This window comes from Microbacterium sp. I2, assembly GCF_051364985.1.
Classification (GTDB): Bacteria; Actinomycetota; Actinomycetes; order Actinomycetales; family Microbacteriaceae; genus Microbacterium.
The window spans coordinates 54,195-73,949 of the sequence record NZ_JBLWIH010000002.1 but is presented as its reverse complement, the minus strand read 5'-3'; the positions used below and the strand labels follow the sequence as shown (position 1 = coordinate 73,949).

The 19,755-nt window shown below is 70.9% G+C and carries 17 protein-coding genes; 12 read left to right on the top strand and 5 right to left on the bottom strand.

Annotated elements, in window-relative coordinates:
* Positions 1 to 73: 73 nt before the first annotated feature.
* The 4 genes from ACLKM7_RS03905 (at position 74) to metH (ending at position 6,149) form a co-directional block, all read left to right on the top strand.
* Positions 74 to 409 carry a PadR family transcriptional regulator gene (locus ACLKM7_RS03905; RefSeq protein ID WP_168911504.1) on the top strand — a complete coding sequence of 112 codons (336 nt, stop codon included), beginning with the start codon at positions 74 to 76 and terminating at the stop codon, positions 407 to 409.
* A 1-nt stretch (position 410) separates the two neighbouring features.
* Positions 411 to 1,391: a permease prefix domain 1-containing protein gene (locus tag ACLKM7_RS03900; RefSeq protein WP_436445847.1), complete on the top strand. Its 981-nt coding sequence runs from the start codon at positions 411 to 413 to the stop codon at positions 1,389 to 1,391.
* A gap of 79 nt (positions 1,392 to 1,470) precedes the next feature.
* On the top strand, positions 1,471 to 2,271 hold the full coding sequence (locus ACLKM7_RS03895; RefSeq protein ID WP_436445846.1) for an LLM class F420-dependent oxidoreductase: 801 nt from the start codon (positions 1,471 to 1,473) through the stop codon (positions 2,269 to 2,271).
* Between the two features lie 173 nt (positions 2,272 to 2,444).
* A complete protein-coding gene (gene metH, locus ACLKM7_RS03890) occupies positions 2,445 to 6,149 on the top strand; it encodes a methionine synthase (RefSeq protein ID WP_436445845.1) in 3,705 nt (1,234 codons plus the stop codon).
* Positions 6,150 to 6,408: 259 nt separating this feature from the next.
* Here the strand turns inward: metH and ACLKM7_RS03885 are convergent, their stop codons facing one another.
* Complete coding sequence (locus ACLKM7_RS03885; RefSeq protein ID WP_436445844.1) at positions 6,409 to 9,471, bottom strand: ATP-binding cassette domain-containing protein; 3,063 nt, start codon at positions 9,469 to 9,471, stop codon at positions 6,409 to 6,411.
* A gap of 1 nt (position 9,472) precedes the next feature.
* Complete coding sequence (locus ACLKM7_RS03880; RefSeq protein ID WP_436445843.1) at positions 9,473 to 10,030, bottom strand: hypothetical protein; 558 nt, start codon at positions 10,028 to 10,030, stop codon at positions 9,473 to 9,475.
* Between the two features lie 76 nt (positions 10,031 to 10,106).
* Between ACLKM7_RS03880 and ACLKM7_RS03875 the strand changes: the two genes are divergently transcribed.
* Together ACLKM7_RS03875 and ACLKM7_RS03870 are read left to right on the top strand one after the other, a co-directional pair.
* Complete coding sequence (locus ACLKM7_RS03875; protein WP_436445842.1) at positions 10,107 to 11,015, top strand: 1,4-dihydroxy-2-naphthoyl-CoA synthase; 909 nt, start codon at positions 10,107 to 10,109, stop codon at positions 11,013 to 11,015.
* Between the two features lie 4 nt (positions 11,016 to 11,019).
* Entirely contained in the window at positions 11,020 to 12,234 is a 1,215-nt protein-coding gene (locus ACLKM7_RS03870) for an AMP-binding protein (RefSeq protein ID WP_436445841.1), read from the top strand.
* 6 nt (positions 12,235 to 12,240) lie between these two features.
* Here the strand turns inward: ACLKM7_RS03870 and ACLKM7_RS03865 are convergent, their stop codons facing one another.
* A complete protein-coding gene (locus tag ACLKM7_RS03865) occupies positions 12,241 to 12,633 on the bottom strand; it encodes a VOC family protein (protein WP_436445840.1) in 393 nt (130 codons plus the stop codon).
* A 104-nt stretch (positions 12,634 to 12,737) separates the two neighbouring features.
* On the opposite strand from ACLKM7_RS03865, the gene ACLKM7_RS03860 reads away from it, so the two are divergent.
* Positions 12,738 to 13,718, top strand: a complete 981-nt coding sequence (locus tag ACLKM7_RS03860; RefSeq protein WP_436445839.1) for a 1,4-dihydroxy-2-naphthoate polyprenyltransferase — start codon at positions 12,738 to 12,740, stop codon at positions 13,716 to 13,718.
* 226 nt (positions 13,719 to 13,944) lie between these two features.
* Here the strand turns inward: ACLKM7_RS03860 and ACLKM7_RS03855 are convergent, their stop codons facing one another.
* On the bottom strand, positions 13,945 to 14,235 hold the full coding sequence (locus tag ACLKM7_RS03855; protein WP_436445838.1) for a DUF4229 domain-containing protein: 291 nt from the start codon (positions 14,233 to 14,235) through the stop codon (positions 13,945 to 13,947).
* A gap of 99 nt (positions 14,236 to 14,334) precedes the next feature.
* Here ACLKM7_RS03855 and ACLKM7_RS03850 point away from each other — a divergent pair, with 99 nt between their 5' ends.
* The 3 genes from ACLKM7_RS03850 to ACLKM7_RS03840 are packed head-to-tail and all read left to right on the top strand — an operon-like array spanning position 14,335 to position 17,577.
* Entirely contained in the window at positions 14,335 to 14,835 is a 501-nt protein-coding gene (locus tag ACLKM7_RS03850; protein WP_436445837.1) for a PLD nuclease N-terminal domain-containing protein, read from the top strand.
* Between the two features lie 55 nt (positions 14,836 to 14,890).
* Complete coding sequence (gene menD / locus ACLKM7_RS03845) at positions 14,891 to 16,687, top strand: 2-succinyl-5-enolpyruvyl-6-hydroxy-3-cyclohexene-1-carboxylic-acid synthase (RefSeq protein ID WP_436445895.1); 1,797 nt, start codon at positions 14,891 to 14,893, stop codon at positions 16,685 to 16,687.
* A 26-nt stretch (positions 16,688 to 16,713) separates the two neighbouring features.
* On the top strand, positions 16,714 to 17,577 hold the full coding sequence (locus tag ACLKM7_RS03840) for a polyphosphate kinase 2 family protein (RefSeq protein ID WP_436445836.1): 864 nt from the start codon (positions 16,714 to 16,716) through the stop codon (positions 17,575 to 17,577).
* Positions 17,578 to 17,607: 30 nt separating this feature from the next.
* Here the strand turns inward: ACLKM7_RS03840 and ACLKM7_RS03835 are convergent, their stop codons facing one another.
* A complete protein-coding gene (locus ACLKM7_RS03835) occupies positions 17,608 to 18,369 on the bottom strand; it encodes a class I SAM-dependent methyltransferase (protein ID WP_436445835.1) in 762 nt (253 codons plus the stop codon).
* A gap of 81 nt (positions 18,370 to 18,450) precedes the next feature.
* On the opposite strand from ACLKM7_RS03835, the gene ACLKM7_RS03830 reads away from it, so the two are divergent.
* Both ACLKM7_RS03830 and ACLKM7_RS03825 read left to right on the top strand, forming a co-directional pair.
* Positions 18,451 to 18,843: a PadR family transcriptional regulator gene (locus tag ACLKM7_RS03830; RefSeq protein ID WP_436445834.1), complete on the top strand. Its 393-nt coding sequence runs from the start codon at positions 18,451 to 18,453 to the stop codon at positions 18,841 to 18,843.
* Positions 18,840 to 19,739: a permease prefix domain 1-containing protein gene (locus ACLKM7_RS03825; RefSeq protein ID WP_436445833.1), complete on the top strand. Its 900-nt coding sequence runs from the start codon at positions 18,840 to 18,842 to the stop codon at positions 19,737 to 19,739. Before ACLKM7_RS03830 ends, ACLKM7_RS03825 begins: the two co-directional genes overlap by 4 nt.
* Positions 19,740 to 19,755: the final 16 nt, after the last annotated feature.

Here is a 19,755-nt window from a genome sequence, read left to right as displayed (position 1 = left end):
CGGAAATGGGACGACAACCAACCCGACAATGTGCGGTTGACTATAGTGTGTGACACACAGTACAGTGTGAGCCATGAGCGAATCCGAGATCCTCGAGACGCACCTGCAGGAGCTGCGGCGCGGCACGATCGTGCTGGCGTGCCTGCGGCTCCTCGAGCAGCCGGGGTACGGGTACGGGCTGCTCGAAGAGCTGGGGAAGCGCGGCTTTCCCACCGACGCGAACACGCTGTACCCGCTGCTGCGCCGGCTCGAGAAGCAGGGGCATCTCACGAGCGAGTGGAACACCGACGAGGCGCGGCCCCGCAAGTTCTACCGCACCAGCGCCGCCGGCTCGCGCCTGGCGGCATCCCTCACCGACGATTTCCACTCGATCGCCGCTGCGATCGACGGCCTTCCGAAAGAGAACTGACATGCACGCCACCTCCTCCACCTCCGCCACGACCCTCACCGACCGCTACGTCGACGCCGCGATGCGCACCGTGCCCGAATCGGGTCGCGGCGACCTCGCCGACGAACTGCGCGTCTCGATCGACGACCAGATCGACGCCCGCGTCGACAGCGGCGAGCCCCGCGACGTCGCCGAGCGTGCGGTGCTCACCGACCTCGGCGACCCCGAGAAGCTCGCGGCCGAATACACCGGCCGGCCGCTGTACCTCATCGGCCCGCGCTACTACCTGGAGTGGTGGCGACTGCTGAAGCTGCTGCTGTGGATCGTGATCCCCACCGCAGGGCTCGGTGTCGCGCTGGCCCGGACGCTGACCGGATCGGACGTCGGCGAGATCATCGGCGGCACCGTCGTGACGCTCATGACAGTGGCGTTGCACGTCGTGTTCTGGACGACCCTGATCTTCGTCGTCGTCGAGCGCGGCTGGGATCGTGGCGCGCGCAGACCGTTCACCGAGTGGACGGTCGACCAGCTTCCAGAGCCCCGACCGCAGGGAGTCGGCTTCGGCGACATGGTCGCGTCGCTGGTGTTCCTGGCGATCACCGCGGGCGCCCTGATCTGGGACCAGGTCATCGGGCTCGTGCCGACGGAACCGGGTCTGGCGTTCCTGAATCCCGCGCTGTGGCCGTGGTGGGTGGGCGGCCTGTTCGTGCTCATGGCGCTCGAGGCGGCACTCGCCGTCGTGGTCTATCTCTTCCGCGGCTGGACCTGGACGCTCGCGATCGTCAACGCCGTGATCGCGCTCGCCGTCGCGATTCCCGCGCTGGTGCTGCTGGCGCAGGGCATGCTGATCAACCCCGAGTTCTTCCCGGCCGTCACCGGCGGCGCGGCAGCATCCGACCCGAATCTCGCCGGCATCCTGAGCGTCGTGTTCGGGTTCATCATCGCGGGGATCGCGGTGTGGGACATCACGGACGTCTTCGTCAAGACCTACCGCACGCGCTGACCGCTCGGGGCCGCGGGAGGGACGTCATCGACGGACCTTCCGCGGCCTCGGTGTTCCGGCCGCCCCTAGGCTGATCAGCATGCCGCTTCTCGACACTCCTGTGCGCCTCGGCGTGCAGCTGCAGCCCCAGCACGCCCCGTATCCGGCCTTCCGCGACGCAGTGCGCCGACTCGAAGACATGGGCGTCGACATCCTGTTCAACTGGGATCACTTCTTCCCCCTGTCGGGCGATCCCGACGGACTCCACTTCGAGTCCTGGACCATGCTCGCGGCGTGGGCCGAGCAGACCGAGCGGGTCGAGTTCGGCGCTCTGGTCAACTGCAACAGCTACCGCAACCCGGATCTGCAGGCCGACATGGCCCGCACAGTCGACCACATCTCGGCGAAGAACGGCGGCCAGGGCCGCTTCATCTTCGCGACCGGGGCGGGCTGGTTCGCCCGCGACTACGAGGAGTACGGCTACGAGTTCGGCACCGCCGGGTCGCGCCTCGACGACCTCGCGGCCGGGCTGGAGCGCATCGAGACGCGGTGGCAGAAGCTCAACCCGGCACCCACCCGCGAGATCCCGGTCATGATCGGGGGCAAGGGTGAGCAGAAGACGCTGCGCCTCGTCGCCCGTCACGCCGACATCTGGCACAGCTTCGTGCGGCCCGACGAGCTGGCGCACAAGCTCGACGTGATCGAGCGGTGGGCCGACCGCGAGCAGCGCGACACGTCCGACCTCGTCATCTCGAACGAGCTCCACCAGCGCGGCGAGGACTTCGCCGACGACCTGTACGCGGCCGGCGTGCGTCTGTTCACCCTGGCCTTCCACGGCCCCGACTGGGACTACGACATGGTCCGCTCGTGGCTGCGCTGGCGCGACGCCAAGAACGCCTGACCCGAGCAGGTGGGGTCGTTCGGGTGGCACGACACGCGGAGTCGCCGGATCGATCCCGCGTGCCGTGCCACCTGAAGCGCGAAAGTGTGATGCGAAGGGGACGGATGCCGCAGCGCGGCGTTTTGTGACGAGCGCGGGGTGGCCGCGGACCGGGGCTCACTAAACTCGCGCGGGTGACCGCCGCCCCGCCCGCACCCCGGTTCGCCCTCGACATCGACGGTGTGCCGCGCCCGGAGCGCTCGCAGCGGTTGCTGGATGCCGTGCGGGAGCGCGTCGTGATCGCCGACGGTGCGATGGGCACGATGCTGCAGCAGTACGACCTGTCGGTCGACGGCGACTTCCGGGGCCTCGAGGGCTGCAACGAGATCCTCAACATCTCACGGCCGGATGTCGTCGGGGCGATCCACGACGCATACCTCGCCGTCGGCGTCGACGCCGTCGAGACGAACACGTTCGGTGCGAACTGGTCGAACCTCGACGACTACGGCATCGACGACCTCATCTCGGAGCTCGCCGAAGCCGGCGCGCGCATCGCGCGTCAGCGCGCGGAGGCAGCCGAGACGGCGGACGGACGGATGCGGTGGGTGCTGGGGTCGATGGGTCCGGGCACGAAGCTCCCGAGCCTCGGCCACACCACCTACGACCACCTCAAGCACACGTTCGCGCTGCAAGCCGAAGGTCTCATCGACGGAGGAGCCGACGCGTTCCTCGTCGAGACGTCGCAGGACCTGCTGCAGACCAAGGCCGCCGTCAACGGCTGCAAGCAGGCGATCGTGAGCCGCGGCATCCGTCTGCCGATCTTCGTCGAGGTGACCGTCGAGACCACCGGAACCATGCTGATGGGCAGCGAGATCGGCGCCGCGCTGACGGCGATCGAGCCGCTGGGCGTCGACGCGATCGGGCTGAACTGCGCGACCGGTCCGACCGAGATGAGCGAGCATCTGCGGCACCTGTCGAAGCATGCCGCCGTGCCGATCGCCTGCATGCCCAACGCCGGGCTGCCTGTGCTCACCGCCGACGGCGCGCACTATCCGCTCTCGCCGGCGGAGCTCGCGACGGCGCACGAGCAGTTCGTGCGCGAGTTCGGCCTGGGACTGGTGGGCGGATGCTGCGGCACCACGCCCGACCACTTGGCCGCGGTCGTCGAGCGGCTCCGTCCGTTCCGGTCGAGCGAGGAGCGCAGCGACGAGACGAAACGCCTCGAGCATGCCGCGGGTGCCCGGGGAGTTTCGTCTCGCGCCTCCCTGGCTCGCTCCATCACCGCTGACCCCGGTATCGCGTCGCTGTACCAGCACGTGTCGTTCCACCAGGACGCCTCGTACCTCGCCATCGGCGAGCGCACCAACGCCAACGGGTCGAGGGCTTTCCGGGAGGCGATGCTCGAGGAGCGGTGGGACGACTGCGTCGAGATCGCGCGCGACCAGATCCGTGTCGGCGCGCACCTGCTCGACGTGTGCATCGACTACGTCGGGCGCGACGGCGTCGCCGACATCCGCGAGGTGGTCTCGCGCTTCGCGTCGGCGTCGACCCTCCCGCTCGTCGTCGATTCGACCGAGCCCGCCGTCATCAGTGCGGGCCTCGAGCTCATCGGCGGGCGCCCCGTCGTCAACTCGGTGAACTACGAGGACGGCGACGGCCCGGCATCCCGATTCGGCCGCATCATGCCGCTCGTGAAGGAGCACGGCACCGCCGTCATCGCGCTGACCATCGACGAGGAGGGCCAGGCGCGCACCGCCGAGGGCAAGGTGCGCATCGCGTCGCGCCTCGTCGACGAGCTCGTGGGCGACTGGGGCATGCGGGTGAGCGACATCATCGTCGACTGCCTGACGTTCCCGATCGCGACGGGCCAGGAGGAGACGCGCCGCGACGCCATCGAGACGATCGAGGCGATCCGCGAGATCTCGCGGAAGTACCCGGGCATCCAGACGACTCTCGGAGTCTCCAACGTCTCGTTCGGACTCAACCCCGCCGCGCGCAGCGTGCTCAACTCGGCCTTCCTGCACGAGGCCGTCGAGGCGGGCCTCACCTCGGGGATCATCGACGCCGCCAAGATCGTGCCGCTGGCGTCGCTGTCGGACGAGCAGCGCAAGGTCGCGCTCGACCTCGTGTGGGACCGGCGCGAGTACGACGCCGACGGAAACGTCATCTACGACCCGCTGGAGCGGATACTCGATCTCTTCGCCGGCGTCGACACCGCGGCGCTGCGCAATCAGCGTTCGGCCGAGCTCGCGGCGCTGCCGCTGGGGGAGCGGCTCGAGCGTCGCATCATCGACGGCGAGGGCAAGGGCCTCGAGCCCGACCTCGACCTCGCGCGTGCCGAAGGGCTGACCCCGCTGCAGATCATCAACGAGCATCTGCTCGAGGGCATGAAAGTCGTCGGCGAGCGCTTCGGCGCGGGCGAGATGCAGCTGCCGTTCGTGCTGCAGTCGGCCGAGGTCATGAAGACCGCCGTCGCCCTGCTCGAACCTCATCTGGAGAAGGCGGATGCCTCGGGCAAGGGTCGCATCGTGCTGGCCACCGTGCGCGGCGACGTTCACGACATCGGCAAGAACCTCGTCGACATCATCCTGACCAACAACGGCTACGACGTGATCAACCTCGGCATCAAGCAGCCGATCGCCGACATCATCGCCGCCGCCGAGGAGCACGACGCGGACGTCATCGGCATGTCGGGGCTGCTCGTGAAGTCGACGGTCGTGATGAAGGAGAACCTCGAGGAGCTTCAGTCCCGGGGCCTCGCCAAGAAGTGGCCGGTCATCCTCGGGGGCGCCGCGCTCACCCGCGCCTACGTCGAGGACGACCTCGCCGGATTTTTCGGCGGCGAGGTCCGCTACGCGCGCGACGCGTTCGAGGGGCTCGCCCTCATGGAGCCGCTGGTCAAGATCGCGCGCGGCGCCGATCCGGGCTCCGTCGGCCTGCCGGCGTTGAAGAAGCGCCGGCATGCAGCGGGATCCAAGCTCACGCTGACCGAGCCCGAAGCCATGCCGGCGCGTTCGGACGTGGCATCCGACAATCCGATCCCGGCGCCGCCGTTCTGGGGCACGCGCATCGTCCGCGGCATCGCGCTGCACGACTACGCCGCCTTCCTCGATGAGCGCGCCACCTTCATGGGGCAGTGGGGACTCAAGCCCGGCCGCAGCGCGGACGGTGCCTCATACGAAGAGCTCGTCGAGACCGAGGGCCGCCCGCGGCTGCGCTACTGGCTCGACCGGATCCTCGGCGAGGGCATGCTGGACGCCTCGGTGGCGTACGGGTACTTCCCCGTGGTGTCGGAGGGCGATGACGTCGTGGTGCTGCACCACGGCGACGACCCGTCCGGGGTGCTCGGTGTGCCGGGGCTGCTCGCGCCCGACACGGGGTCCGGGGGTGCTGTCGGGTCGGACCGGCTGCGGTTCCACTTCCCGCGTCAGCGCCGCGACCGGCACCTGTGCCTCGCCGACTTCGTGCGCTCGCGGGAGTCAGGCGCCGTCGACGTCCTGCCGGTGCAGTTGGTGACCGCTGGAGCGCGCATCGACTCGGTGACTGCCAAGCTGTTCGTCGAGGACAAGTACCGCGACTACTACGAGCTCAACGGCCTCGTGATGCAGCTGACCGAGGCGCTCGCCGAGTTCTGGCACGCCCGCATCCGCTCCGAGCTCGGCTTCGCGGGCGAGGACCCCACCGAGACGGCCGGCCTGTTCAAGCTCGAGTACCGCGGCGCCCGCTTCTCGCTCGGCTACCCGGCATGCCCCGACATGGACGACCGCCGCAAGGTCGTGGAGCTGCTGCGCCCCGAGCGCATGGGCGTCGAACTCAGCGAGGAGCTGCAGCTGCATCCCGAACAGTCCACCGACGCGTTCGTCTTCCACCACCCCGAGGCAAAGTACTTCTCGGTCTGACGCGCTCGGGGCTCACGACACGAGATCAGGGGATTTCACCGGGGCAGGACGATCCGGGCGGATAAGTCCTGTGCCCGTGACATCACCTGATTCTGTGCAGGGGAGAGGCATCCGCCCGCGCTGCCTCGTGCGAAGAGACCATAGAGCACCGCCCACAGAAGCCCCCGCTTCGCGAGGGAATGGATCTCAGGCATGTAGTGCCCGATCAGCGGCGCGGGAGCCGGGGTCGTCATGATGCCTTTCCGCGTCGGCTCGTTCGTCACTGTAGGGCGCCGACCTGCTGGGGAGCCAGCGTGCGGCGCGGCTGCTTGCCAGCCCGCAGCGGCTTGGCGCGGCGGAGTGCGGCAAGCACGGGGCGGCCGATGACCAGGATGCCGATGACCGAGGTGATCGCGCGGAGGGTGTCCCATGTGACGGTCGAGGTGACGAGCGAGTAGAGCAGGAAGCTCGCGATGTTGGTACCGAGGGGTGCCGCGCCGTCGTATGAGATCCCGGTTCCGTACCCGACCGCGAACGGCCAGAACCACAGGTTCATGAGCAACCCGAAGGCGTAGGACGCGGCGACCCCGTAGGCGCTGAGCAGCGCGATCTCGGCCGCCGGTCCGAGGCGGCGGGGCAGCAGGCCCGCCCCCGCGCCGACCCATGCGCACGCGAACATCTGGAACGGCGTCCACGGGCCGAAGGTGCCCGTGACCGCGGTCGACAGGGCGATCGTCGCCATGCCGAGGAGCAGCCCGAACCGTGCCCCGAACGCGCGCCCGGCGAGGATCAAGAGGATGAAGACGGCCTCCACGCCGCCGACGCCGGTGCTTGCGACGCGCACGGCCGCGCCGATCGCGGCGAGGGTGCCGAGGAGGGCGAGCATGTGGGCCGAGCGCACCGAGCCGTCGAGCGTCGCGAACACCACGAGCGCGGCGAGCGGCGCGAGGGCCAGGGCCGCGACCGGCACGGCGGCGGAGGCCTGCGCGGGAACCGCCGTCGCGAGCAGGGGCCAGCAGAACGCGGCGAGCGCGACGAGGTTCGCGGTGACGAGTGCGACGACGGGGAGGAGCAGACCCCATCGCGCGTGGGCGGTGCGGTACTCCTGAGAGGCGGTGGTCGCGAGGAAGCGAGGCGCGGATTCGCGCGGGCGCCGGGCGGATTCATCCGGAGTCACGGCACGTCCGGGGCGCATCCGGAATGCCTCGTCGACGGGAACCACGGACGAGTGCACAGCGGAGGCGTCGGCCTCACCCGGCGCGAGGACGCCCGCGCGCATGACGAGCGTGCGGTCCGCGACGGCGGCAGCCTCCGGCTCGTGCGACGCGAACAGCACCGCGGTGCCTTGCAATGCGAGCGATGCAAGCGCCGTCCACACGAGCGCGCGGGCCGCCGGATCCAGTCCGCGGGTCGGTTCGTCGACCATCAGCACGGCGGGGTTGCGCGCGAGCTGGATCGCGAGGGCGAGGCAGCGCCGCTCGCCGACCGACAGATCACGCGGATGCTGCGCCAGGCGCTCCGCGAACGCGGTGCCGCCGGGGTCGAGCCCGAGGAACCCCGCCCATCGCTCCTCTGTCGCCGTCGGCTGCACCGAGGATCGCGCCGATCGGCGAGCCCGCCGGTCGGCGCGGCGGCATTCCGCGGCGGCCGTGTCGTACACGAAGAGGTCGTCCGAGGCATCCGGAACCAGCGCGGCGCGCCCCGCGCACTCGACCCGCGTGCCGCGGCGGGGCAGCGCGAGAGCCGCGAGCAGGCTCGACTTGCCGGCGCCGTTCGCGCCGACGAGCGCCACCATCTCGCCGGCGCGGAGTTCGAGCGACGCCCGATCGACCGCGAGAGTGTCGCGGTGCCGCACCGTCACGTCGATCGCCCGCAGCGCGATCGGCCCGCCGCCGACTGCCCCGCCGTCGCGGTCGCCCGCCGCCGGCCGGAAACGGCTCAGGGGGAGCGCCGCGCGGTCGGAGGTGCGCTCGACCCGCAGCTCCGTGCCCGAGACGACCGACACCACCGCGCCGCCGGCGATCCGCAGCTCGGCGTCGGCAAGCGCACGGAGCGGTTCGATCCGATGCTCGGCGACCACGACACACATCCCCGCCTCATCGGCGAGCGCTCGCAGCAGGCGTGAGACGCGCACGCGCACGTCGGCGTCGAGATCGGCGAGAGGCTCGTCCACCAGCAGCAGGATCGGGTCGTCGGCAATCGCCGCCGCGAGCGCGACGAGTGTCGCCTCGCCGGCCGATAATCCGCCCGTCGGCCGGTCGAGCAGTCGTGTGATGCCGACGCGCTGGGCGACCGCCTCGACGCGACCCTGGACGATCATCCGCGCGACGCCCCGCAGTTCGAGCGAGAGCGCGATCTCATCCCGGACGCGCTCGGTTGCGAACGCCTCGCGCGGATGCTGCAGCACGACGCCGACCTGCTGTGCGAGGTCGCGCGGGGGCACCGCGGCACGGTCTCGACCCGTCACGCGGACCAGCCCCCGGCTCCAGCCAGCGTCCACGTGGGTGTGCAGTCCCGCCAGCGCCCGCAGCAGCGTCGACTTGCCCGAACCCGTGGCTCCCGACAGAACGGTGAGCGTGCCTGCTCGCAGCGACAGGGAATCGATGCGGATGCCGCGGCCCCCGGCATCCGGTACCGTTCCGAACCCGATCTCGGCGTCGCGGACCTCGACGACCTCAGTCCCTTCTGCACCGGCCTCCGCCAGCAGGTTCCCCCTGCCGCGAGAAGGTGCTTCCCCCGTCGAGAAGGTGCCCCCCGTCGCGAGAAGGTGCGCACCTTCTCGGGGCGGAACCCACCTGCTCGGGCTCGAAGGCACGTTCTCGGCGGAAAGCCGTGAGGCCGCGAAGCCTCGCAGCTCGAGGGCCGCGGCGACTGCGCCGGCGCGTTCGAGGGTGCGCTGCAGCAGCGGCAGCAGCATCCGGGCGCCGCCGCGCTCGCCCCGCAGGCGCTGGGCGAACCGGACCGATCGCGCCGCATCGGCGAGCGAGGGGAGCGTCGCCCACGCGATCGCCAGGGCCCGTGCAACGCCGCGCAGGGGTCCGCGGCGCGACGCGCGCGCGAGGATGCGGGCGACGTCGACGAGCGCGTTGAGCACGCCGAACACGACGATGCCGAGCGCGATGGGCAGGGCGCTCGCCGCGGCATCCACCAGGCCGTCGGCCGTGACGGGGCCGAACAGCACCACGTGTGCGAACGGCGCCGGCAGTCGCAGCTCGGGCAGCGGCAGGAGCACTGCGCCGGTGCCGTCTGCGCCGTGGAACAGGACGCGGTAGAGCACCCGAACCACCACGAACCCGGTGGCGAGCACCACCGCGGCGCGCACGGGGCCGGGCCGGAAAGTCATGTCACGACGTCGGTGCGGCGGGCTGACCGTGGAGGGTGAACAGCAGCCCGACCGCGTCGCCCGGCTCGAGCTGCAGGGTCGGCAGACCCTCCTGCGCGTACGCCCACTCGCCACCGGCGGGCCGCGCCCACAGCGACCAGTACGCGAATGCGGCCGGCATCGCCTGGCACGTCTCGAAGTAGTCCGAGCCGTCTTCGGCGGTGAGCGCCTCGTCCTCGGCAGGCAGTCCGTCGACGCGGCATACGACCTGGTCGCCGTACTCCTCGGTGCCCTCGGTCTCGACGCCGGCGAGGGTGAGGGCATCGCCGGCGGTGACGGCCTCCTCGGTGATGAGGCAGCGTTCCTGCGGCTCGCCGCCCTCGAGCGCGGTCGCGTCCACGACCAGCGTCACGCCCTCGTCGCCGTCGCACGCGGTCTGCGTTGTGATCGACACGCTCGTCTCACCTGCAGGAGTCTCGGTCGGCGCGGGCTCGGGGGCGCCGCCGGCGCACGCGGCGAGCGTGAAGACGAGGGCGACGGATGCCGCGGCCGCGGCCAGCGCGCGAAGAGTCGAGGTCACCGCTACAGGGTAGGGCGCGCGCGGTCGCACGCCCGGCCAGATGACGCTGTGGGTCGCGCCGCCGTAGGCTGGCCGGGTGAGCGTATCGGAGCTGTTCGACGAATCCGAGTGGACCCCCGCGCCCGGACAGCCCGAGGATGGCTACACCGACATCACCGCGCACGTCTCGACGGACGGACGTATCGCCCGCATCGCGTTCGACAGGCCCGAGGTGCGCAACGCGTTCCGCCCGCACACCGTGGACGAGCTGTACCGGGCGCTCGACCTCGCCCGCCAGGACCCGCGCATCGGCGTGGTGCTGCTCACCGGCAACGGCCCGAGCCCGAAGGACGGCGGCTGGGCGTTCTGCTCCGGCGGCGATCAGCGCATCCGCGGCCGCGACGGGTACAAGTACTCCGACGACGCTGCTGCTGTCGCAGACCCCGCGCGCGCCGGTCGTCTGCACATCCTCGAGGTGCAACGCCTGATCCGCTTCATGCCCAAGGTCGTGATCGCCGTGATCCCCGGCTGGGCCGCCGGGGGAGGGCACTCGCTGCATGTCGTGTGCGACCTCAGCGTCGCCAGCGCCGAGCACGGCCGGTTCAAACAGACTGACGCCGACGTGGGCTCGTTCGACGCCGGCTACGGCTCGGCCTACTTCGCCCGCCAGATCGGGCAGAAGTTCGCGCGCGAGGTGTTCTTCCTCGCCGAGGAGTACTCGGCGCAGCGCGCGTACGAGATGGGCGCCGTCAACCGTGTCGTGCCCCACGCCGATCTCGAGCGCGAGGCTGTCGCGATGGCCCGTACGATCCTGACCAAGTCGCCGACGGCCATCCGCATGCTGAAGTTCGCGTTCAACGCCGTCGACGACGGGCTCGTCGGCCAGCAGGTGTTCGCCGGGGAGGCGACGCGCCTCGCCTACGGCACCGACGAAGCAGTCGAGGGGCGTGATGCCTTCCTCGAGAAGCGCGATCCCGACTGGTCGCCGTACCCCTGGCAGTACTGACGCCATGAAGCTTCAACCCGTCGCCGGCGACGACCCCCGCGAGATCCTGCGGGGGCTGCGCGGTGCGCTGCACGGTGCGGGCCCTGCGCTCGCACTCGGCATGGTCGGCGACCTGCCCGACGAAGTCCGCGCGGGCACGGCGGTCGTGGTGACGACGTCGGGATCCACCGGCATCCCCAAGAGCGTCGTCCTCAGCCGCGACGCTCTCACCGCCGGAGCCCTGGCCACCGCTGATCGCATCGGCGACGGCGCGTGGCTGCTGGCGCTTCCGGCGAGCTACGTCGCGGGACTGCAGGTGCTCGTGCGCTCGCTCGTCGCCGACCGAGAGCCGGCCGTCCTCTCGGGCGCCTTCACACCGGAGGCATTCGCCGCGGCGGCGTTGATGATGGCCTCGTCCGAGGGCGGGAATCGCGTGCCGAGCTTCACGTCGCTGGTGCCGGCTCAGCTGTCGAGACTGCTCGATGCGGCCGAGCACGACAGCGCGGTGCTGGCGGCGTTGCGCTCTTTCGAGACGATCCTGGTCGGCGGTCAGGCACTCCCGCCGGCGACGCTCGAGCGCGCCGAGGCCGCGGGAGCCCGCATCGTGCGCACCTACGGCTCGACCGAGACCAGCGGCGGCTGCGTCTACGACGGAGTGCCCCTGCGCGGCGTGCGCCTGCGGATCGAGCGCGGCGAGGTGCAGGTCGCCGGCCCGGTGCTGGCCGACGGCTACCTCGGCGATGCCGAGAGGACGGTCCCCACGGCCCCTCCACTCGCCGCTGGCGCGTCGAGCGGAGCCTCCGGCCGCGTGGGCCCAGCCGCATTCCTCCGGGACCACGACGGCACGCGGTGGTACCGCACCGGCGACGCGGGGCTCCTCGAGGACGGCGTGCTGCGCGTGCGCGGACGCCTCGACAACGTCATCGTCTCGGGCGGGATGAACGTCTCGCTCGACCGGGTGGAGCGCATCGTGCGGGCCGTGCCGGGGCTCGATCTTGCCGTGGTGGTGGGGATCCCCGACGAGCGCTGGGGCGAGGCATCCGTCATCGTCGCGTCCCGCGGTGAGGCCCTGCGCCGCAGCGAATCGGTGCAGCTGGAAGAGGCCCGCGACGCCGTGAAGGCCGAGATCGGCGGGCACGCACGCCCGACCCGCCTGATCCTCGTCGACGAGCTCGCGACGCTGCCCTCGGGCAAACCCGACCGCGAGGCGATCCGCCGCGCGGTGCTCGCGTTGCACTGACCCGCATCACTCCTCGCGGTCGGGATCGTCGGCGCCCACGTCGACGACGCAGAACCGGTTGCCTTCGGTGTCTTCGAGCACGATCCAGTCGGCGTCCGGCGGGTAGCCGTGCCAGTCGACCTCGCGGGCACCGAGGCTCAGCAGCCGCTCGATCTCAGCGGCCTGATCGTCGGCGTACAGGTCGAGGTGGATGCGGGGCGGGTAGTGCTGCGGGTACCCGGTGACTGAGAGCGCGAGGCTGGTGCCGGGGTCGCGCCAGTGCGCCTTGCTGGGCGGGTCGAGGATCACCCAGTCCTCGCTCGGCTCACGCCGGTTCACGTACCCCAGCGCCGCTCGCCAGAAGTTCCCGGCGCGTTGGATGTCTTCCACGGTCAGCACGATCGATCCGATGCTCAACATGCCGCCATTGTGTGCGGCATCCGTCGTCGGTCACAGCCCCTTGCGCCGGCGCGCGGGGCGGAGCAGCCGACGGAACAGAGCCGGGGGTCTTAGGATGTGCTCTCGTGGCAGGCACCTCCAGCAAGAAGCGCAAGCGTCCGACTCCGAAGAAGCAGGCGGCGCGCGGCAATCCTCAGAAGCCGCGGGTTTCGGGCGACCCCGCGCGCGTCGAGAAGGCGACCGCGCGGGATTGGATCGGCGCGGCACGGCTGCGCACCCTTCCTCTCGCGATCACCCCGATCCTCATCGGCACGGGGGCCGCGATGCTGGTGGTCGACGCCTTCCACTGGGTGATCGCCCTGTTCTGCCTCATCGTCTCGGTGGCGCTGCAGATCGGTGTGAACTACGCCAACGACTACAGCGACGGCATCCGGGGAACCGACGACCACCGGGTGGGCCCGGCCCGGCTCACGGCATCGCGTAAAGCCAAGCCGCGCACGGTGCTGCTTGTGGCCCTCGCGTTCTTCGCCATCGCCGCCCTCGCGGGCCTGGCGATCACAATCCGTACGCAGCAGTGGTGGCTCATCGCCGTCGGTGCGGTGGCGATCCTCGCAGCGTGGTTCTACACCGGCGGCAAGCGTCCCTACGGGTACTACGGGCTGGGCGAGCTGTTCGTGTTCGTCTTCTTCGGACTGGTCGCCACCCTCGGCACCACGTGGGTGCAGGCGCTCGCGCTGCCGCAAGAGGCGTGGTTCGGGGCGGTCGGCGCGGGGCTCCTCGCATGTGCCGTGCTGCTGGCGAACAACCTGCGCGACATCGACCAGGACCGCGCGGCTGGCAAGCGCACGCTCACCGTGCTCATCGGCCGCACAGCGACGCGGTGGCTGTTCACGCTCTTCGTGCTGGCGCCGTTCGGGATCGCCGTGTTCCTCGCGCTGTTCTACCCCATCGCCTGGCTGACGCTGTTCGCGCTGCTCGCGGGGCTGCCCGCGATCCTCATCGTGTGGACCTACCGGCAGCCGCGTGAACTCGTCGTCGCGCTCGGCCTCACCTCGCTCACGTCGGTGGCCTTCGGCGCGTTCCTCCTGTGGGCGTTCATCGGCTGATCTCGCCGCGCCGCGGCGCCCGGCTCCGCGCCGGCTCGACGCGCTGTGGCCGCGCGACGTTCGGCACCCGCTTGAGGTTGAGAAACCACGCGTAGGTTGACGAACCATCGCACGCAGGATTTCTCAACCGACGTGCGGTTTCTCAACCTCGTCCGGTGTTCGCGTGCTAAGCCGGGGTGCCGGCACCGGAAGAAGAGCGCTGACGGATGCCGCGAGCCGGGGCGGGTCAGGAGCGATCGGGCCGGTCGGTGGTCGCGGCGTCGGCCGCGGCATCCTCGACGGTCTCGTCACTGGCGGTGGCACGCGCCTGAGCCCGGCGCTCTGCCAGGCCCGCGGTGACGTCGTCGAGCGGCTTTCGCAGGAACAGCAGCGAGAGGCTCAGCCCGATGAGCGCGGCGAAGATCGCCGCGAGCCAGTAGAACTCCCGCATCACCGGGAACAGCATGAGGATGCCGAACGGGACCAGGAACGCCAGCAGCCGCAGAACCGTGTAGACGATGGCCGAGCGCGCTTTCACCCGACAATCCTACGTTCGCCCGCGTCGGCCACGGCGACGGTTCGATCACGAGACCGCCCGGGGCACCCGTGTGCCGCGCCGCCCGCCTAGGATGGGGTCATGGCGAGGGGACTGCTGATACTGGCCCTGGTGGCGGCCGTCTTCTGGGTGTTCACCATCGTCGACTGCGCCGTCCAGCCGCCCACCCGGCACCGTGGGGTGAGCAAGGGCATCTGGATCCTCATCGTCGTGCTGCTGCCGGTCCTCGGCGGCATCCTGTGGCTCGTCGTCGGACGCACGCGCAAGTCCATGATCGCGCAGCGCAAGGCTCCGGACGACGACCCCGAGTTCCTCGGACGCATCGGCAGCATCAGCGACCAGGACGAGCGGATCCGCCGTCTCGAGGAAGAGCTCGCGCAGCTCGACTCCGAAGACGACGACCCCCGGTTCCAGCCGCCGGCCCGACCCGCGGCATCCGATGGTCCTGCCGCCGCCGCGTCGGAGGGATCCGCCCTCGACGCTCCGGCCGCAGACTCCGGCACGCCTCCCGCGCCGAAGCCCCCGTCGCATCCCGCCGACGGCGAGGACGACACGCGGGGTCAGCGCGGAGCCGTCGGCTGACGTGACGGAGCCGAAAGGCGCCGCCGGCGCGACCGATCCCGCCGGCGCGCCCGTCATGGCTCTCGCTCCGGCCCCCGCGACGGACGCTGCCGCGGCATTGCTGGGCCGCCTCGTCGAACTCGGCGTGCGACACGTCGTGCTGAGCCCCGGGTCACGGTCGCAGGCTCTTGCACTCGTCGCCGCGGAGCTCGAGCGCCGCGGCGACATCCGTCTGCACATCCGTGTCGACGAGCGCGTCGCGGGGTTCACGGCGCTCGGCATCGGGCGGGAAACACGGATGCCGGCAGCCGTGATCTGCACGTCGGGCACCGCCGTCGCCAACCTGCTGCCGGCCGCGCTCGAGGCACATCACGCCGCCGTCCCGCTGCTCCTCCTGACCGCCGACAGACCACCCGAGCTGCGTGGCGTCGGCGCGAACCAGACCACGCGGCAGCCGGGCATGTTCGCCCCCACCGTGCGGTTCGAAGCCGACCTTCCGGTGCCCGACCAGACGGACGGCGACGGATGCGGTGAGCACAGCGCCATGCTGCGGTCAGTCGCCGACGAGGCCGTCGCCGCGTCGCTCGGCGCCGGGGTGCGCTCGGCAGGCCCCGTCCACCTGAACCTGCCCTACCGCGAGCCGCTGTCGGGCGCGCTGCCGTCGTGGCTCGGCGTGCCGTCGGCCGAGCTGGGGACGGTCGTCCACCACGACCCCGATGCAGCGCCCGCCGACGCGCCTTCCGAGGACGAGGCGTCCGGTGCGCTGTACCAGGGCGGGGGCGGGATCGGCGAGGCCGACGTGCCTGCCGAACCCGAGGACCCGTTCGTGCTCGTCCGAGGACCCCGTACGGTCGTGCTCGCGGGAGCGGACGCAGGACCGGATGCCGAGGCGCTCGCGCACGCCGGAGGATGGCCCCTCATCGCCGAGATCGTCAGCGGCGCACGGTTCGGCCGCAACCTGGTGCACGGCTACCGCGCGCTGTTGTCGGATCCCGACCTCGGCGGCCGGATCGAGCGTGTCGTGGTGCTCGGGCACCCGACGCTCAGCCGCGAATCGTCCGCACTGCTGTCTGACCCCGCAGTCGAGATCGTCGCACTCCGCGGCACGGGCGAGCCCCTCAATCTCAACGGCGCCACCGTCGCGGCCGACACGGTCGCCGTCGCGTCCGGCGACGCCGACCGCGCGTGGCTCGGAGCCTGGGTTCAGGCATCGCGCGCGGCTTCCGTCGGCCTCGCACCGCCCGCCCCCGACGCCGATGGCCTTGCTTCTGCCGTTCCACAAGAGCGCCTCGGTGCCATCGCGGCAGAGCTCGAGGTGATCCGCGCTCCGCTCGACCGGGCCGGCCTGGTCGACGCGGTGTGGCGAGCGACCTGGCCGCACGATCGCCTGGTGTTCGGCTCGTCGCGGCTCGTCCGGGTCGCCGACGCACTCCTGCCCGGCAAGAAGGTTCCGGTGCACGCCAATCGCGGCCTTGCGGGCATCGACGGCACCGTCGCAACGGCGCTCGGCATCGCCCTCGCGAGCCAGAGCGACGGCCGACCCGGGGTGACCCGCGTGCTGCTGGGCGACCTGGCGCTGCTGCACGACGTCGGCGCGCTGCTGCTGCCGCCGCACGAGGAGCAGCCGCGCATCCAGGTGCTCGTCGGCAACGACGGCGGCGGCACGATCTTCGACGCCCTCGAAGTGGCGGCCGTCGCCGACCCCGAGGTCATGGATCGCGTGCTCTACACGCCCCATGCCGTGCAGCTGGAGCAGCTCGCGCGAGCGTACGGGTGGGAGTATCACCGCGTCACGACGCGCTCCGAGCTCGACCAGGTGCTGACGTCGCCGGTGACCGGGCGCCAGCTGATCGAGGTCCCGCTGGAGCGCTGACCCCCGGCATCCGCCATGATGGCTCCATGATCGCCAAGAGCCAGAAGCACTGGACCGGGGACGTGCACGACCTGCTGCGCGTCGGGGACGAGTTCGTGCTCGCCGACGTCGACCCGCGTTCCACGCCGGGCTATGCGAAAGACAAGGTGCAGGCCGCCGACGATCTCGCGGCCGGGAGCGTGCAGCTCGACGAGTATCAGGAGCGGCTCTTCGCGCGCAGCAGAGTCGATGCCACGAACGCCTCGGTGCTGCTCGTGCTGCAGGCCATGGACTCCGCAGGCAAGGGCGGCATCATCCGGCACGTCGTGGGCTCGGTCGACCCGCAGGGTGTCGCGCTCGCAGCGTTCAAGAAGCCGACGCCGGAAGAGCTCGAGCACGACTTCCTGTGGCGCATCCAGAAGCGACTTCCCGAGCCGGGCATCATCGGCGTGTTCGACCGCTCCCACTACGAGGACGTGCTCATCGGGCGTGTGCGCGAGCTCGCGCCGGCGGATGAGATCGAGCGACGCTACAGCGCGATCAACGAGTTCGAGAAGGAGGTGACGGAGGCCGGAACCCGCGTCGTCAAGGTGATGCTGCACATCTCACCCGACGAGCAGAAGGAGCGGCTCATGGAGCGGCTCGAGCGCCCCGACAAGCACTGGAAGTACAACCCCGGCGACGTCGACGAGCGCGAGCTGTGGCCCAAATACATGGCGGCCTACCAGACCGTGTTCGAGCGGACCTCGACCGAGCACGCGCCCTGGTACGTCGTGCCCGCCGACCGCAAGTGGTACGCACGGCTGGCAGTGCAGAACCTGCTGCTCGAGGCGCTGGAAGACATCGATCCGCAGTGGCCCGCAGCGACGTACGACGTCGAGGCCGAGAAGAAGCGGCTCGCCGCGAGCTGACATCGGGCGGCGGGCGCGGCCGCAGTTCGGCTAGGGTGCGACTCCGCGGGCGGCCCACGCGGTCGCCTCGACCGTGAAGGGACCGTCGCCCATGATCTCGTGCGCGTGACGACGCACGCGCTCCCGGTCCTCGGGCGCGAGAGCAGCGAGCTGCGCGCCGGCGGGGGAGACCCCGCGCGTGTACGGCGCCCACCAGTCCCCGAAGTCGGCGAAGTCCACCGACACGCTCAGTTCCGACCCGACCACGTCGAGGCAGCCGGCATCTCTCAGCAGCGCCGTCAGGTCTCCCTCGTGCGCTCCGACGCGGTCGGTCTCGTCATCCGCATCGGCCTTGACGGTGCGCAGCGACTCGAAGAACCGGCTCTGCGGCGCGCGTCCGCCCGCGAAGTCCCACACGCACACCGCGACCACGCCGCCGGGGCGAGTGACCCGGGCCATCTCACGGACGCCCGCGGCGGCATCCGTCATGAAATGCACCACGAGCTCGGCAAGGGTCGCGGCGAACAGATCGTCGTCGAAGGGCAGCGCCTCGGCGGTGCCGTGGCGCAGGTCCGCCCACGGGAAGCGGGATGCCGCGGCCTCGACGAAACTCGCAGAGGGATCCACGCCTGCCACCTCGGTCTCGCCGAAGCGGGCGGTGAGCACGCTCGTGAGCGCACCTGTGCCGCACCCGACGTCCAGAGCGCGGCCGTCCCGCGGGAGTCGCGCCCAATCAGCGAACCGTTCGGCAAGCGGCGCCGAGAACCTGCCCATGAAGGCGTCGTACGCCTCCGCGGCCACATCGAACGACATGGCGGGGAGTCTACGCGCGCCCAGATCTATGCGGTATAGATGCATGTCGCGCAGAGTACTTGATGTGATACAGTACTTGTCATGACACAGGACGACGCGTTCGCAGCCGACCTGCTGCGCGGCCACACCGACACCATCGTGCTCGGCGTGCTCCGCCGGGGCGACGCCTACGGCTTCGAGATCTACAAGGCGATCCGCGACGCCACCGGCGGGGAGCACGAGATCAAGGAAGCCACTCTCTACGCGACCTACCGCCGCCTCGAGAAGGACGGGCTCGTCGAGTCGTACTGGGGGGACGAGACGCAGGGCGGCCGTCGCAAGTACTACCGCATCACCGATGCCGGCCGCGCGGTCTTCAGCGGCAACGTGGCGGCATGGGTCGCGACACGGCACGTCATCGACGCGCTGCTCGACGTGAGCGGCGCTCCTCCCAAGAACCCGAAGGACAACCCCGCGAAGGGCACCGCGAAATGACCGAGAACATCCACATCCATCGCCTCCTCGACGAGACCTTCCACGGTGTCGATATGACGCCCGACGCACAGGATCTGAAGGAAGAGGTGCGCGCCAACCTCATGGCGCGCGCCGCCGAGCTCGAAGCAGCCGGGCGGACACCGGCGGATGCCGCGCGCGAGGCCGTCGCCGAGCTCGGTGACGTGCGGGTCCTGCTCGACGAGACGGCCCCCTCGCCCCACGGTCCCGCGGACGGCTACGCGGCCCTCCAGCAGCGGTACCGCGTGCGACCCAAACCCGGCTACGTCGTGCGGGTGGTCGTGTGGTCGGCCGTGGCCGTCGTCGGCATCACGCTCGGCATCCTGAGCGCCGTCGGCGTCCTGCCGCTCGTGGTGGGCGGCGAGATCGCGCTGTTCGGCTTCGCGTCGACCGCCCTCGGCATGCTCGTGGGCGACTCGCTCGCGCAAGAGACCACGACGAACCACCCGATGCCGCAGAACCGTGCCGGCGGCTACGCCGGGGCGACGTTCCTGGGCGCGTTCGGTCTCGGCTTCGGCGGCCTCGTGGCGTTGGGAGCGCTGCCCATGTGGGGCATCGTGTTCGCGGCGCTCGGCATCATCGCGTCGATCATCCTGTTCGCCTTCCTCGGGGCCAGCCAGACCAATCGCCACAAGGCGTGGACCCGGCAGGCCCACCAGAACGAGCCGCAGAACAGGTTCGAACGCGAGCCCGAGGCGGCTGCCCGATTCGGCATCTACACCGTCGGCATCTGGACGCTGACGTTCGCCGCGATCGCCGTGCTCGTCTTCACCGTCGGCTGGTGGTGGGCGCCCGTCGCGTTCGCCGTCGGCTTCGCCCTGTGGATGTTCGTGCTGGCGCGCATGCTCTTCGGCGCCGACAAGTCCGCCTCACACTGACCATCGCGGCTGCGGC

What these genes read in the sequence shown, in the direction of transcription:
- ACLKM7_RS03840 (WP_436445836.1), top strand. Translation starts at nt 16,714, where the DNA reads ATGATCGCCAAGAGCCAGAAGCACTGGACCGGGGACGTGCACGACCTG.
- ACLKM7_RS03895 (WP_436445846.1), top strand. Translation starts at nt 1,471, where the DNA reads ATGCCGCTTCTCGACACTCCTGTGCGCCTCGGCGTGCAGCTGCAGCCC.
- ACLKM7_RS03885 (WP_436445844.1), bottom strand. Translation starts at nt 9,471, where the DNA reads ATGACTTTCCGGCCCGGCCCCGTGCGCGCCGCGGTGGTGCTCGCCACC.
- ACLKM7_RS03830 (WP_436445834.1), top strand. Translation starts at nt 18,451, where the DNA reads ATGACACAGGACGACGCGTTCGCAGCCGACCTGCTGCGCGGCCACACC.
- ACLKM7_RS03870 (WP_436445841.1), top strand. Translation starts at nt 11,020, where the DNA reads ATGAAGCTTCAACCCGTCGCCGGCGACGACCCCCGCGAGATCCTGCGG.
- ACLKM7_RS03850 (WP_436445837.1), top strand. Translation starts at nt 14,335, where the DNA reads ATGGCGAGGGGACTGCTGATACTGGCCCTGGTGGCGGCCGTCTTCTGG.
- ACLKM7_RS03905 (WP_168911504.1), top strand. Translation starts at nt 74, where the DNA reads ATGAGCGAATCCGAGATCCTCGAGACGCACCTGCAGGAGCTGCGGCGC.
- ACLKM7_RS03825 (WP_436445833.1), top strand. Translation starts at nt 18,840, where the DNA reads ATGACCGAGAACATCCACATCCATCGCCTCCTCGACGAGACCTTCCAC.
- ACLKM7_RS03865 (WP_436445840.1), bottom strand. Translation starts at nt 12,633, where the DNA reads ATGTTGAGCATCGGATCGATCGTGCTGACCGTGGAAGACATCCAACGC.
- ACLKM7_RS03835 (WP_436445835.1), bottom strand. Translation starts at nt 18,369, where the DNA reads ATGTCGTTCGATGTGGCCGCGGAGGCGTACGACGCCTTCATGGGCAGG.
- ACLKM7_RS03900 (WP_436445847.1), top strand. Translation starts at nt 411, where the DNA reads ATGCACGCCACCTCCTCCACCTCCGCCACGACCCTCACCGACCGCTAC.
- menD (WP_436445895.1), top strand. Translation starts at nt 14,891, where the DNA reads ATGGCTCTCGCTCCGGCCCCCGCGACGGACGCTGCCGCGGCATTGCTG.